The following is a 13020-nucleotide window of genomic DNA, read 5'->3' as shown; positions in this document are numbered from 1 at the left end:
CGCGGCGGCCTTGGCGGCGGGATCGGGCTCCGCCAGCACGGCGAGCGCCCGATGGCGCAGGGAAAGCGGCGAGGAGGCCGCATCTGGGTCGATCGGCGCCGTGGCATCGCGATCTGGGGCGGGTTCGGCAGCGTAGGCGGGCATGGGCGTAAAATCCGGTCTGCCGCGATTGTAGAGCCTTGCCGGCACTGCCCGGCCTCATACGACCTACGCCCCGGTGTTACGCCCCGGTGTTGCGCCCCGGTGTTGCGCCCCGGTGTTGCGCCCCGGTGTTGCGCCCGGGTGTTGCGCCCGGGGTTCCGCCCTTTAAGGCCCGGCGGCCATCCCCATCTAGAAACGAACCCCGTACAGGAGACCTCATGTCGCTTTACCAGCTCGGCGATACCGCCCCTTCCATCGATGCCGACGCCTACGTGGCTGCCGAAGCCACCGTCATCGGCAACGTGACGCTCAAGGCGCGAGCCAGCGTCTGGCCGGGCGCGGTAATCCGGGGCGACAACGAGCCCATCGTCGTCGGCGAAGCGACCAACGTGCAGGAAGGCGCGGTGCTGCACACCGACCCGGGCTGCCCGCTGACGATCGGCGACCGCGTCACCATCGGCCACCAGGCGATGCTGCACGGCTGCACGATCGGCGAAGGCGCGTTGATCGGCATTCAGGCGGTGGTGCTGAACCGCGCGGTGATCGGCAAGGAATGCCTGGTCGGCGCCGGCGCCATCGTCACCGAAGGCAAGGTGTTCCCCGACCGCACGCTGATCCTGGGCGCCCCCGCCAAGGCGGTACGCGAACTGAGCGACGAGGAAGTGGCCGGCCTGTACCGCAACACCGACACGTATGCGGCACGCCAGGCCGTCTACAAGAAGGAATTGAAACGCATCGGCTGAGCGCCCGCGCGCCGGCCGATCCCACCGATGGATGATCGTGACTGAAACCCAAACCCCGGACACCCTGCAGAAATTCCTGTTCGACGCCGCCCCGGTGCGCGGCGAGCTGGTGCGGCTGCAATCGACCTGGCAGGAAGCGCTGGAGCGCCACCACTATCCGGCCCCGGTACGCCGGCTGCTCGGCGAGATGATGGCCGCGGCCGCGCTGCTGTCGGCCAACCTGAAGTTCAACGGCGCGCTGGTGATGCAGCTGCATGGCGACGGGCCGGTGCGCATGCTGGTGGTCGAATGCCTGTCCGACCTGTCGCTGCGTGGCACCGCGAAGCTGGCCGAAGGCGTCGAGATCGCCGACGATGCCACGCTGGCCGAGCTGGTCAATCGACACGGCCAGGGGCGCTTCGCCATCACGCTGGACCCGCACGACAAGCTGCCGGGCCAGCAGCCCTACCAGGGCATCGTGCCGCTGGCCGACGCCCATGGTCCGCTGACGTCGATCAGCGCCGTGCTCGAGCACTATATGCAGGCCTCCGAGCAGCTCGACACGCGGCTGTGGCTGGCCGCCGACGACCGCGTCGCGGCCGGCATGCTGCTGCAGAAGCTGCCGTCCTACGGCGGCACGATGGAAGGCAAGCCCGGCCGCCCGCCCGCGCAGGTCGGCGAGACCGGCGCGCCGCTGTCGGCCCACGGCCGCGCGCAGGATCTCGATACCTGGGACCGCGCCTGCCAGCTCGGCGCCACGCTCAAGACCGAGGAACTGCTGGCCGAACAGCCGGATACGCTGCTGCGGCGGCTGTTCTGGGAAGACCTGCAGGACGCCGGGCTGCGCGTGTTCGAACCCGTCACGCCGCACTTCCGATGCTCGTGCTCGCGCACCAAGGTGGCGAACATGCTGCAGTCGCTGGGCCAGGCCGAGGTCGACGACATCGTCGCCGAGCGCGGCTCGGTGGAGATCCACTGCGACTTCTGCGGCCAGGAGTACCGCTTCGACCCGGTCGACTGCGCGCAGCTGTTCAGCGGCGCGGCGATGCCGGCGGGGGTCGGCGAGGGCGCGGGACATCGGCACTGAGCGGCGCTGAGCAGCACGGAGTGACACCGAGCAGCGCTGAGCTCTGCCGGCCAGGCTGACCGGTTCCCCCGGTCTGTTCTCCCTCTCCCCTCAGCGGGAGAGGGGAAAAACCCTGTGGTGCCCCGTGAGCCGCAAACTTTGCTGGCTCACTAAAATCAAAGTCAACAAAGTCTCCCCGACATCCGCGCACCGCCTGGAGGTCATCATGCCGGCCATCCCTTCGTCGATCCGTCTTGCATTGCTGGCCGCGCCGCTGCTGGCCGCGGGGTGCGCCGCCAATCTGCCGCGCGACATCAACGGCTCGCCGCCGACCGCCCGGCTGGCGCCGGATACCGCGTCCCGCGCACCTGCCGCGCCGCTCAGCGCCGAGGAACGCAAGCGGCTGGACGCACTGAACAAGCAGGTGCTGCGCGAGCAAGAGGCCGCGATCGCCCGCGATCAGCAGGCCCAGGCCTGGGCGCGCGCATCGACCTACGCCTATCCGGCGTATCCGCTGTCGAGCTGGAGTTTGTACTACGGGGGATGGGGCCGCGGCCGCTGGGGCGGCGGGGTCAGCATCGGGTCGCCCGGCTATTGGGGCTGGGGCGGCTACCCGTACTGGTGGTGGTGAAGCGCTGGCGTGAGACGCGAGCCGGCGGCAGCCTGACGCTCAGTGCCCGCCGGAACCCGGCTTGGCCGCCGGAGGCGGGGGCAGCGGCGGCGTGGCGCTGACCTTGGGGGCCGGTGCGACGAACTGGATGAACACCTCGCCGTCCTTGACCATGCCGAGCTCGTAGCGCGCCCGTTCCTCGACCGCGCCGGTGCCGTCCTGCAGGTCCAGCACCTCGCCCTCGAGCTTGGCATTGCGGCGCTTGAGCTGTTCGTTGCGGGCGGTCTGCTCGCCGACCTGCTTGTTCAATTCCCACACGCGCAACCAGCCGCCCTTGCCCAGCCACAGGGGATACTGGATCGCGAGCAGCACCACGAACAACAGCAGCGTAATCAGGCGCATGGGCATTCAGGAAACGGACGACTGGGCGGTGGCCGCAGGCGCCGGCGGCCGAGGCCGCCGGGCGCCTGCCGACTCCCGGGCTTAGCGCAGATTGTAGAACGCGCTCTTGCCGGGGTAGCTGGCGATGTCGCCCAGGTCTTCCTCGATGCGCAGCAGCTGGTTGTACTTGGCGATGCGGTCCGAACGCGACAGCGAGCCGGTCTTGATCTGGCCGGCGTTGGTGCCCACCGCGATATCGGCGATGGTGCTGTCCTCGGTCTCGCCCGAACGGTGCGAGATCACGGCCGTGTAACCGGCGCGCTTGGCCATCTCGATCGCCGCGAAGGTTTCGGTCAGCGTGCCGATCTGGTTGATCTTGATCAGGATCGAGTTGCCGATGCCCTTGTCGATGCCTTCCTTCAGGATCTTGGTGTTGGTGACAAACAGATCGTCGCCGACCAGCTGCACGCGCTTGCCGAGCTTGTCGGTCAGCACCTTCCAGCCGTCCCAGTCGCCTTCGGCCATGCCGTCCTCGATCGACACGATCGGGAACTTGTCGCACAGATTGGCTAGGTAGTCGGCCCATTGGGTCGAATTCAGCGTCAGGCCTTCGCCTTCCAGGTGATACAGGTCCTCGCCTTCGCGGAAGAACTCGCTCGAGGCGCAGTCCAGCGCCAGCAGCACGTCCTCGCCGGCGCGATAGCCGGCCTTCTCGATCGCCTGCAGGATGGTGTTCAGGCATTCCTCGTTCGAGGCGAAGTTCGGCGCGAAGCCGCCTTCGTCGCCGACCGCGGTCGACATGCCCTTGTCGGCCAGGATCTTCTTCAGCGCGTGGAACACCTCCGCGCCGCAGCGCAGCGCTTCACGGAAGCTCTTCTGCGACACCGGCATGATCATGAATTCCTGGATGTCCAGGCTGTTGTTGGCGTGCGCGCCGCCATTGACGATGTTCATCATCGGCACCGGCATCTGCATCGCGCCCGAACCGCCGAAGTAGCGGTACAGCGGCAGGCCGGCTTCCTCGGCGGCGGCCTTGGCCACCGCCATCGACACGGCCAGCATCGCGTTGGCGCCCAGGCGGCTCTTGTTCTCGGTGCCGTCCAGATCGATCAGCGTGCGGTCCAGGAAGGCCTGCTCGGCGGCGTCCAGGCCCATGATGGCTTCGGAGATCTCGGTGTTGATGTGCTCGACGGCCTTCAGCACGCCCTTGCCCAGATAGCGCGACTTGTCGCCATCGCGCAGTTCGATCGCCTCACGCGAGCCGGTCGACGCGCCCGACGGCACCGCGGCGCGACCCATCACGCCCGATTCGAGCAGAACGTCGCATTCGACGGTCGGGTTGCCGCGCGAGTCGAGAACCTCGCGACCGATGATATCTACGATTGCACTCATGGATTCCTCTTGATCTAGATCTGGTGAAGCTCGGTATGTCGATGCACTGCGTCTGGTACGGCGTTGCACCGCGCGCCAGGCGCTCCGCGTGGAGACCCGCGTCAGGCAACGCCCCGGTCGAGGCTCAAACGCCCTCGACCACGATCATGTTCATCCGGGCCGCATGCTCGCGCGCCTTGCGGGCCGCGCGATAGGTCTCGCCGTCATGGAACGCCTGGGCCGCCTCGACGCTGGGGAACTTCAGCAGCACCACGCGGGTGGGCGCCCATTCGCCTTCGAGCGGGACCGTGCGGCCGCCGCGCACCAGCACCTCGGCGCCATGCTCCTGCATGGCCTTGCTGGACAGGACCTTGTACTGCTCGTACTGCTGCGGATCGGTGACGTCGACGTAGGCGATGATGTAGCCGGCGGCCATGCGTATCTCCAGGATGAATCTTATGGTTGTCAACGTTGCCGCCCGATGACGGCGGCAACGTGCGGAATCGGTGATCGGCGCGAGGGCCGTTGCAGCTGACGATTGAACGATTGAACGATTGAACGATTGACGGTTGGCGCTGCGCGCTCAGGCGCAGGCCGGCCAGCCGAAATTGTCTTCGAGGAAGCCGGCGCGCTTGGTCAGCGCGTCCAGATCCTTCAGCACGACCAGCAGTTCTCGCATGCGCGACAGCGGCACGGCATTGGGACCGTCCGACATCGCCTTGCTCGGATCGGGGTGGGTCTCCATGAAGAGGCCCGCGATGCCGACCGCCACCGCGGCGCGCGCCAGCACCGGCACGAACTCGCGCTGGCCGCCCGAGCTGGTGCCCTGCCCGCCCGGCAGCTGCACCGAGTGGGTCGCGTCGAACACCACCGGCGCGCCGGTCTCGCGCATGATCGCCAGCGAGCGCATGTCGGATACCAGGTTGTTATAGCCGAACGACACGCCGCGCTCGCAGGCCATGAAGCTGTCCTCGGGCAGGCCGGCTTCGCGCGCGGCGTCGCGGGCCTTGTCGATGACGTTCTTCATGTCGCCCGGGGCCAGGAACTGGCCCTTCTTGATATTGACCGGCTTGCCGCTCTGCGCGCAGGCGCGGATGAAATCGGTCTGCCGGCACAGGAAAGCCGGCGTCTGCAGCACGTCGACCACCGCGGCCACCGGCGCGATCTCGTCGATCTCGTGGATGTCGGTCAGCACCGGCACGCCGATCTCGCGCTTGACCGTGGCCAGGATCTCCAGCCCCTTCTCCATGCCCAGTCCGCGGAAGGACTTGCCCGACGAGCGGTTCGCCTTGTCGAACGACGACTTGTAGATGAAGGGGATGCCCAGTTCGCTGGTGATCGTCTTCAGCGCGCCCGCGGTATCGAGCGCCATCTGCTCCGACTCGATCACGCAGGGACCGGCGATCAGGAAAAACGGCTGGTTCAGGCCGACATCGAATCCACACAATTTCATCTTGCTCTCCTGCTATCGGCCGCTTCAGGCGCCCTTGCGCCGCTGTTGGCCGGCCAGCGCCGCTTCCACGTAGGCCTTGAACAGCGGATGGCCTTCGCGCGGCGTCGAGGTGAATTCCGGGTGGAACTGCACGCCGACGAACCACGGATGCAGTTGGGCCGGCAGTTCCATCATCTCGGGCAGGTTCTCGGTCGGGGTGCGGGCCGAAATCACCATGCCGGCCTGCTCCAGCTGCGGCACGTAGTGATTGTTGACCTCGTAGCGGTGGCGATGCCGCTCGTTGACCTCGGCACCGTAGATCTGCGCGGCCTTGGTATCCGGCTTGACCGGCACGCGCTGCGCGCCCAGGCGCATGGTGCCGCCCAGGTCCGAATCGGCCGAGCGCTGCTCGACCTTGCCGTCGCGGTCGACCCATTCGGTGATCAAGGCGACCACCGGGTGTTCGGTCTCGAGGCTGAACTCGGTCGAATTGGCATCGCGCATGCCGGCCACATGGCGGGCGAACTCGATCACCGCCAGCTGCATGCCCAGGCAGATGCCCAGGTACGGCACCTTGTTCTCGCGCGCGTACTGGATCGCGCGGATCTTGCCCTCGGTGCCGCGCTTGCCGAAGCCGCCCGGCACCAGGATCGCGTCCAGGGGCTTGAGCACTTCGAGATGGCCCGATTCCAGTTCCTCGGAATCGATGTATTCGATATTGACGCGGGTCGCGGTATGCATGCCCGCGTGGCGCAGCGCCTCGATCAGCGACTTGTACGACTCGGTCAGATCGACGTACTTGCCGACCATGCCGATCGTCACTTCGTGTTCGGGGTTTTCCTGCGCGTTGACCAGCTTCTGCCACATCGACAGATCGGCCGGCTTCGGATCCAGGCGCAGCTCCTCGCAGATCAGCCGGTCCAGGCCCTGCTCGTTGAGCATCTGCGGGATCTTGTAGATGCTGTCGACGTCCCACACCGAGATCACCGCTTCCTGCGGGATATTGGCGAACAGCGAGATCTTGGCGCGCTCGTCGTCCGGAATCGGCCGGTCGGCGCGGCACAGCAGCGCCGTCGGCGAGATGCCGATCTCGCGCAGCTTCTGCACCGAGTGCTGGGTGGGCTTGGTCTTGAGCTCGCCGGCGCTGGCGATGAACGGCACCAGCGTCAGATGGACGAAGGCCGCGTGGTTGCGGCCCATGCGCAGGCTCATCTGGCGGGCGGCCTCGAGGAACGGCAGCGATTCGATATCGCCGACGGTTCCGCCGATCTCGACCAGCGCCACGTCGGCCTTGCCTTCGTGCGAGGCGGCCGCGCCCTTCTCGATGAAGGCCTGGATCTCGTTGGTGATATGCGGAATCACCTGCACGGTCTTGCCCAGGTATTCGCCGCGCCGCTCCTTGCGGATCACCGATTCGTAGATCTGGCCCGTGGTGAAGTTGTTCGACTTGCGCATCTTGGCCGAGACGAAGCGCTCGTAGTGGCCAAGATCCAGGTCGGTCTCCGCGCCGTCTTCCGTGACGAATACTTCGCCATGCTGGAAGGGGCTCATCGTGCCGGGATCGACGTTGATGTAGGGATCGAGCTTGAGGAGGGTGACTTTGAGGCCGCGCGACTCGAGAATAGCCGCGAGCGAGGCGGCAGCGATGCCCTTGCCGAGGGAAGAGACGACGCCACCGGTGACGAAGACGAATTTGGTCATAAACCGAGCTTGCCGGGGAAATCGGGATTATACATGAGCGAGGCCGGATGGACGGGCGGAATCGGCGTGCCGGACTGTCCGCTCGCGTGCCGTTTCGGCGGCGGACCCGGCCTCGCGCGAGCCCTCGCCGCCCCGTTCACTGCGGTTCGCGCGGACGCTCGCGCCGAGCCCGCACCGGCTGTCCCCAGCGGTCGCCCTCGCCCTGCCGCGTCAGCGGATGCTGGGCCGGCGCGGCGGCGTCCCATTCCGGGTTGTCGATCTCGCCGAACACCTGGCGCAGGCGCTGGCCCCAGGTCTCGCGGATCATGCAGAAATACGGATTGCGGTCGTCGATGGTGGCAAAGCGCGTGACGTGCAGCGAATCGGCTTCGTAGACCAGCAGGTCCAGCGGCAGGCCCACCGAGATATTGGACTTGAGCGTCGAGTCCATCGAGATCAGCGCGCACTTGGCCCCTTCGGCCAGCGGCAACGAGGGATGCACCACGCGGTCGATGATCGGCTTGCCGTACTTGGCCTCGCCAATCTGGAAGTAGCAGTTCTCCGGCGTCGCCTCGACGAAATTGCCGGCCGCATAGACATTGAACAACCGCACCCGCTCGCGGCCGATCTGGCCGCCGAAGATCAGGCTGACGTTGAACTCGATGCCGGCATCGCGCAGCGCATCGGCATCGCGGCGGTGCACCTGGCGCACTGCGTCGCCGACGATCGAGGCGGCCTCGAACATATCGCGCGCGGTCCACAGCGAGCGTTTGCTGTCGCGGCTTTCCATCAGGATCTGGCGGATCGACTGGCTGATGGCGAGATTGCCGGCCGTCATCAGCACCATGACGCGGTCGCCGGGCTCCTCGAACACCGTCATCTTGCGGGCCGTCGAGATCGCGTCGACGCCCGCATTGGTGCGCGAGTCGGACAGGAATACCAGGCCGGCATCGAGCCGCATGGCTACACAGTACGTCATGGTGTTGTCTTATTGTGGTGACATGGCGCGCGGCGGAACGCGCGGGGAGCATCCCGGCATTCTAGCGCCCTCGCCGGGCGTCCCCTGTCACGGCACCTTATCGGCCCCACAGCGAGCCGTGGCGACCCGTGGCGACCCGGGGCCCCACGGCGACACGTAGCCGCACGTAGCGGCACGCTGCGGCGCAATGCAGGACTCAGGCCGGCTCGATCAGGATCTGCACCGACAGCGATTCGGTGCCGCCGCCCTCGCGCACGCCGCGGATCGGCGCCGCCGAGCGGTAGTCGCGCCCCACCGCGAGGCGGATATGGCGGGTATCGGTGAAGCAGCCGTGCGTCACGTCGATGCTGCACCAGCGCTCCCGCCCGGTATCGACACACAGGTCGGCCCAGGCGTGGCTGGCCAGCTCGGTGGCCGCGGGGTCGTGGAAATAGCCGCTGACATAGCGCGCCGGAATGCCGAAGGCGCGGCAGGCGGCCACCATCACCTGCGCCTGGTCCTGGCACACGCCCGCGCCCAGCGCGAAGGCCTCGGCGGCGCTGGTGCCGACATCGGTGGCATTGGGCTGGTAGCGCACGCGCTCGCCGATGCCCTGGGCCAGCGCCAGCAGCGCGGCGGGATCATGGCCGGCGGCCAGATACGGGGCGGCGAACGTCCTCAGCTCGTCGGGCGCGCTGGTCAGCGGCGTGCCGCTGCGGAAGTACAGCGGCGACACGCGCGCCTCCCCCGGCGGCGGCGCGTCGCTGAAGCAGCCGTCGGCATCGGAGGCCGGCGTGATCTCGACCTCGCCGCTGGCGGCGATCGTGATGGTGTCGGCCGGCCGCGCCAGCGTGAACTGATGGACGATATTGCCGAAGCCATCGAGCGCCTCGGACAGATTGCCCGGCACCGACAGCTGCCATTGGTGCACGCGCTGCAGCGGGCCGGAGCGCGGCGCCAGCCGCAGCTCGTGAACGCTGCGGATCACCGGCTCGGCATAGCGGTAAACGGTGCGATGGTGGATCTGGTATTTCACGGTCATGTTGCGCTGCGCCGCCAGATCCGCCCGGCAGGTACGCCTGGCGCGTCGGTGGGCGAATCCATCGGTCAGGCTGCCAGCGGCGGCACCAGGAAGTCCCGGCTGATGCCGCTGCCCAGATCGCCGATGCGTTCCAGGAAGCTGGTCAGGAAAGCGTGCAGTCCGACCGCGAAGATGTCGTCGATGCGCGCGTATTTGAGGTCGGCATGCAGTTTACCAGCCTGCCGCTCGGTCTCGGCCGACTGCTGGTTGCGCACCAGCGCCAGGATCGCCACCACCTCGTCCATGCTCGACACCAGCGAGCGCGGCATGTCGGGCCGCAGGATCAGCAGTTCGGCGACGCGCACCGGCGTGATCACCGTGCGGTAGATCTTGCGGTAGACCTCGAAGCCCGACACCGAGCGCAGCACCGCGGCCCAGTGATAGAAGTCCTGCTCGGTCCGTTCGGTGCCGCCGTTCTCGCTGCCGGTGGCCTGGAACTTGACGTCGAGGATCCGCGCGGTGTTGTCGGCGCGCTCCAGGAAGGTGCCCAGCCGCATGAAGTGGAAGGCGTCGTCCTTGAGCATGGTGCCGAACTGCACGCCGCGCGCCAGGTGCGAGCGGAACTTGACCCATTCGAAGAATTGCGACGGATCGTCGCGCAGCACGCCGTCCGAGATCATCCGCTGCACGTCCAGCCAGGTGGTGTTCAGCGTCTCCCACACCTCGGTCGTCAACGAACCGCGCACGGCCCGCGCGTTCTCGCGCGCCGCGCGCAGGCAGCTCATGATCGACGACGGGTTGGTCATGTCGCGCACCATGAAGTCGATCACGTCCTCGCGCGACAGCAGGCCGTACTTGTGGTCGAACGCGTGCGTCAGCTCGGAGATATCGAGCATCGCCCACCAGCCCTGCTCGGCCACCTCGAGCGATTGCGGCAGCAGCGAGGTCTGGTAATTGACGTCGAGCATGCGCGCGGTGTTCTCGGCGCGCTCGGTGTAGCGCGCCATCCAGAACAGGTGGTCGGCGGTGCGGCTCAGCATGATGGCTCTCCGTGGTCCGGTCGGAAGATCGCGGGGTCGGCAATGGCTGCGGAAAGGTGCGAAGGATTGAAGGCTTGAAGGCTCGATGGCTCGAAGGTTCGTCGGCTCAGCGCTCCAGCACCCAGGTGTCCTTGGTGCCGCCGCCCTGCGAGGAATTGACCACCAGCGACCCTTCGCGCAGCGCGACGCGCGTCAGCCCGCCCGGCACCATGCGCACCTCCTTGCCCGACAGCACGAACGGCCGCAGATCGATATGGCGCGGCGCGATGCCGGCCTCCACATAGGTCGGACAGGTCGACAGCGCCAGCGTCGGCTGCGCGATGTACTGATCCGGCCGCGCCTTGACCACCTCGCGGAAGGCGTCGATCTCGGCGCGCGTCGCCGCCGGCCCGACCAGCATGCCGTAGCCGCCGGCCCCGTGCGTTTCCTTGACCACCAGCTCGTCCATATGGTCGAGCACGTACTGCAGGTCGTCCGGGCGCCGGCACATCCAGGTCGGCACGTTGGCCAGCAGCGGTTCCTCGCCCAGATAGAAGCGGATCATCTCGGGCACATAGGGATAGATCGACTTGTCGTCGGCGACGCCGGTGCCGATCGCATTGCAGACCGTGACATTGCCGGCGCGATAGACCGCCAGCAGGCCGGCCGCGCCCAGCGTCGAATCGGGCCGGAACACCAGCGGATCGAGAAAGTCGTCGTCGACGCGGCGGTAGATCACGTCGACGCGCTGCGGCCCCTGCGTGGTGCGCATGTACAGATGGTCGTCCTGCACGAACAGGTCGCTGCCCTCGACCAGTTCGATGCCCATCTGCTGCGCCAGGAACGCGTGCTCGAAGTAGGCGGAGTTGTACATGCCCGGCGTCAGCACCACCACGGTCGGATCGGCCACGCCCTGCGGCGACACGCTGCGCAGCATGTCGAGCAGCAGGTCGGGATAGTGGGCCACCGGCGCGACGCGGTTGCGCGCGAACAGCTCGGGGAACAAGCGCATCATCATCTTGCGGTTCTCGAGCATGTAGGAGACCCCTGAAGGCACCCGCAGATTGTCCTCGAGCACATAGAACTCGCCCTCTCCCGCGCGCACCACGTCGATGCCCGCGACATGCGCATAGATGTCGCGCGGCACGTCGATGCCCAGCATCTCGGGCCGGTATTGCGCGTTGTCGTAGACCTGCTCGGGCGGGATCACGCCGGCGCGGATGATGTCCTGGCCGTGATAGATGTCGTGGATGAAGCGGTTCAGCGCGGCGACGCGCTGGCGCAGGCCCTTCTCCAGCAGCGCCCATTCGCCGGCCGGGAAGATGCGCGGAATCACGTCGAAGGGGATGGTGCGCTCGGTGCCGCTGTTGGCCTCGTCCTTGTCGCCATAGACGGCGAAGGTGATGCCCACGCGCCGGAACACCAGGTCCGCCTCGGCACGCTTGTTGGCCATGGTCGCGCCCGACTGGCGCGCCAGCCACTCGGCGAACTGGCGGTAGTGCGGCCGGATCGCGTCAGGCGACAACGCCTGCCCGGCGGCGATGTTCGGGGGCGCATCGCCGCGCCAGTCCAGCATTTCATCGAAAAACCGCGCCGCCATGATGCCCTCCCCCAGTACCGGGCGCCCGACCGGCCGCCGCGCATCGTTGACTTCTACAGCATACGTCCGGCCGCCGCCCCCGAGAAGGAGGCCAAGTGCCTTGGCAGACATTCAAGCAAGATGCCTGCCAATGGAAGACGGGCCGCGAACGGCGTGTTGGCGCGGCGTGGCGCCACGCAATGGCGCGGGGACGCCGCCCCGCACACCATTTCAGTGCACGGGCTGGCTGCCGCGGACGGGCGGACGCTCGGCCAGGATCTGGCGCACCAGTTCCTCCGGGGGCTTGCGGATATCGAGCACCAGCGCGTCGCGCGGCTCCTCGAGCGTATCGAGCTGGCTCTGCAGCAGCTTGGGATCGAAGAAATGCCCGCTGCGGCCGGCCAGGCGCGTGCGCAGCACGTCGATATCGCCCTTCAGGTAGATGAAGCTGACCCCGCCGTCGGGCGGCGTCAGGCGGTCGCGATAGATCTGGCGCAGCGCGGAGCAGGTGAAGACGTGCGGGCGGCCCTCGGCGCGGGCCTGGTCGATGGCGGCGCGCATCGCGTCCAGCCAGGGCCAGCGGTCCTCGTCGGTCAGCGGAATGCCGGCGGCCATCTTGGCCTTGTTGGCGGCGCTGTGGAATTCGTCGGCGTCATGGAAGCCGCAGTGCAGGGCCTGCGCCAGCAGCGAGCCGACCGTGGTCTTGCCGCTGCCGGAGACGCCCATCAGGATATAGATCATGTCTGCTCCATCGATCAGGATCGGACGGTCGAAGCCGCCCTTGTTGGTCTGACCGCGCGGCGGCGGGTTCGCGCGCGTGCGGTCGAGGCCGGACGCGGGGTCCGGCCGGCTTGAGGATTGATTGGTCCGGGGTTCGGTCCGGGGTTGCGTGTCGCCTGCCGTATCGGTTGCCGTATCGGTTGCCGTATCGGTTGCCGGATCGCCTGCCGAAAGTACGCCCTACAGCACGACTATAGTGCGCGCGGTGCCAGCGCCGCCATCGCATCGGCCTCGCTGAGGTCCAGCGCGCTGCCGCCCTG

Annotated in this window: 13 protein-coding genes; 3 read left to right on the top strand and 10 right to left on the bottom strand. The window is 67.6% G+C overall.

Annotated features, from left to right (window positions below; translation table 11 throughout):
* Positions 1–359: 359 nt before the first annotated feature.
* The 3 genes from AC6EI8_RS18350 (at position 360) to AC6EI8_RS18340 (ending at position 2560) form a co-directional block, all read left to right on the top strand.
* Positions 360–884 carry a gamma carbonic anhydrase family protein gene (locus AC6EI8_RS18350; RefSeq protein WP_149319284.1) on the top strand — a complete coding sequence of 175 codons (525 nt, stop codon included), beginning with the start codon at positions 360–362 and terminating at the stop codon, positions 882–884.
* A gap of 37 nt (positions 885–921) precedes the next feature.
* Positions 922–1950 (top strand): Hsp33 family molecular chaperone HslO, encoded by a 1029-nt coding sequence (hslO, locus tag AC6EI8_RS18345; RefSeq protein WP_498382551.1) that lies wholly within the window; start codon positions 922–924, stop codon positions 1948–1950.
* A 205-nt stretch (positions 1951–2155) separates the two neighbouring features.
* Positions 2156–2560 (top strand): hypothetical protein, encoded by a 405-nt coding sequence (locus tag AC6EI8_RS18340; protein ID WP_150081843.1) that lies wholly within the window; start codon positions 2156–2158, stop codon positions 2558–2560.
* A gap of 39 nt (positions 2561–2599) precedes the next feature.
* On the opposite strand, the gene ftsB is transcribed toward AC6EI8_RS18340, so the two are convergent.
* The 10 genes from ftsB to AC6EI8_RS18290 form a co-directional block, all read right to left on the bottom strand.
* A complete protein-coding gene (gene ftsB, locus AC6EI8_RS18335) occupies positions 2600–2941 on the bottom strand; it encodes a cell division protein FtsB (RefSeq protein WP_149319287.1) in 342 nt (113 codons plus the stop codon).
* 81 nt (positions 2942–3022) lie between these two features.
* A complete protein-coding gene (gene eno, locus AC6EI8_RS18330; protein WP_149319288.1) occupies positions 3023–4312 on the bottom strand; it encodes a phosphopyruvate hydratase in 1290 nt (429 codons plus the stop codon).
* 124 nt (positions 4313–4436) lie between these two features.
* A complete protein-coding gene (locus AC6EI8_RS18325) occupies positions 4437–4727 on the bottom strand; it encodes a DUF1330 domain-containing protein (RefSeq protein ID WP_006576078.1) in 291 nt (96 codons plus the stop codon).
* A 147-nt stretch (positions 4728–4874) separates the two neighbouring features.
* Positions 4875–5744 (bottom strand): 3-deoxy-8-phosphooctulonate synthase, encoded by an 870-nt coding sequence (gene kdsA, locus AC6EI8_RS18320; protein WP_226109105.1) that lies wholly within the window; start codon positions 5742–5744, stop codon positions 4875–4877.
* Positions 5745–5768: 24 nt separating this feature from the next.
* On the bottom strand, positions 5769–7424 hold the full coding sequence (pyrG, locus tag AC6EI8_RS18315) for a CTP synthase (RefSeq protein ID WP_149319290.1): 1656 nt from the start codon (positions 7422–7424) through the stop codon (positions 5769–5771).
* A 136-nt stretch (positions 7425–7560) separates the two neighbouring features.
* Entirely contained in the window at positions 7561–8382 is an 822-nt protein-coding gene (locus AC6EI8_RS18310; protein WP_149319291.1) for a proteasome-type protease, read from the bottom strand.
* A 196-nt stretch (positions 8383–8578) separates the two neighbouring features.
* Positions 8579–9397, bottom strand: a complete 819-nt coding sequence (locus AC6EI8_RS18305; protein ID WP_187829265.1) for a transglutaminase family protein — start codon at positions 9395–9397, stop codon at positions 8579–8581.
* A gap of 71 nt (positions 9398–9468) precedes the next feature.
* Positions 9469–10422 carry an alpha-E domain-containing protein gene (locus tag AC6EI8_RS18300; RefSeq protein ID WP_150081839.1) on the bottom strand — a complete coding sequence of 318 codons (954 nt, stop codon included), beginning with the start codon at positions 10420–10422 and terminating at the stop codon, positions 9469–9471.
* A gap of 106 nt (positions 10423–10528) precedes the next feature.
* Positions 10529–12001 (bottom strand): circularly permuted type 2 ATP-grasp protein, encoded by a 1473-nt coding sequence (locus AC6EI8_RS18295; RefSeq protein WP_149319294.1) that lies wholly within the window; start codon positions 11999–12001, stop codon positions 10529–10531.
* A 210-nt stretch (positions 12002–12211) separates the two neighbouring features.
* The gene (locus tag AC6EI8_RS18290; RefSeq protein WP_149319295.1) at positions 12212–12721 is read right to left on the bottom strand and encodes a gluconokinase; all 510 of its coding nucleotides are present in this window, start codon (positions 12719–12721) and stop codon (positions 12212–12214) included.
* Positions 12722–13020: the final 299 nt, after the last annotated feature.

The organism is Cupriavidus sp. R6-3 (genome assembly GCF_059772245.1).
The sequence above is the reverse complement of the archived record's forward strand: the minus strand, read 5'-3'. Positions and strand labels throughout refer to the sequence as shown.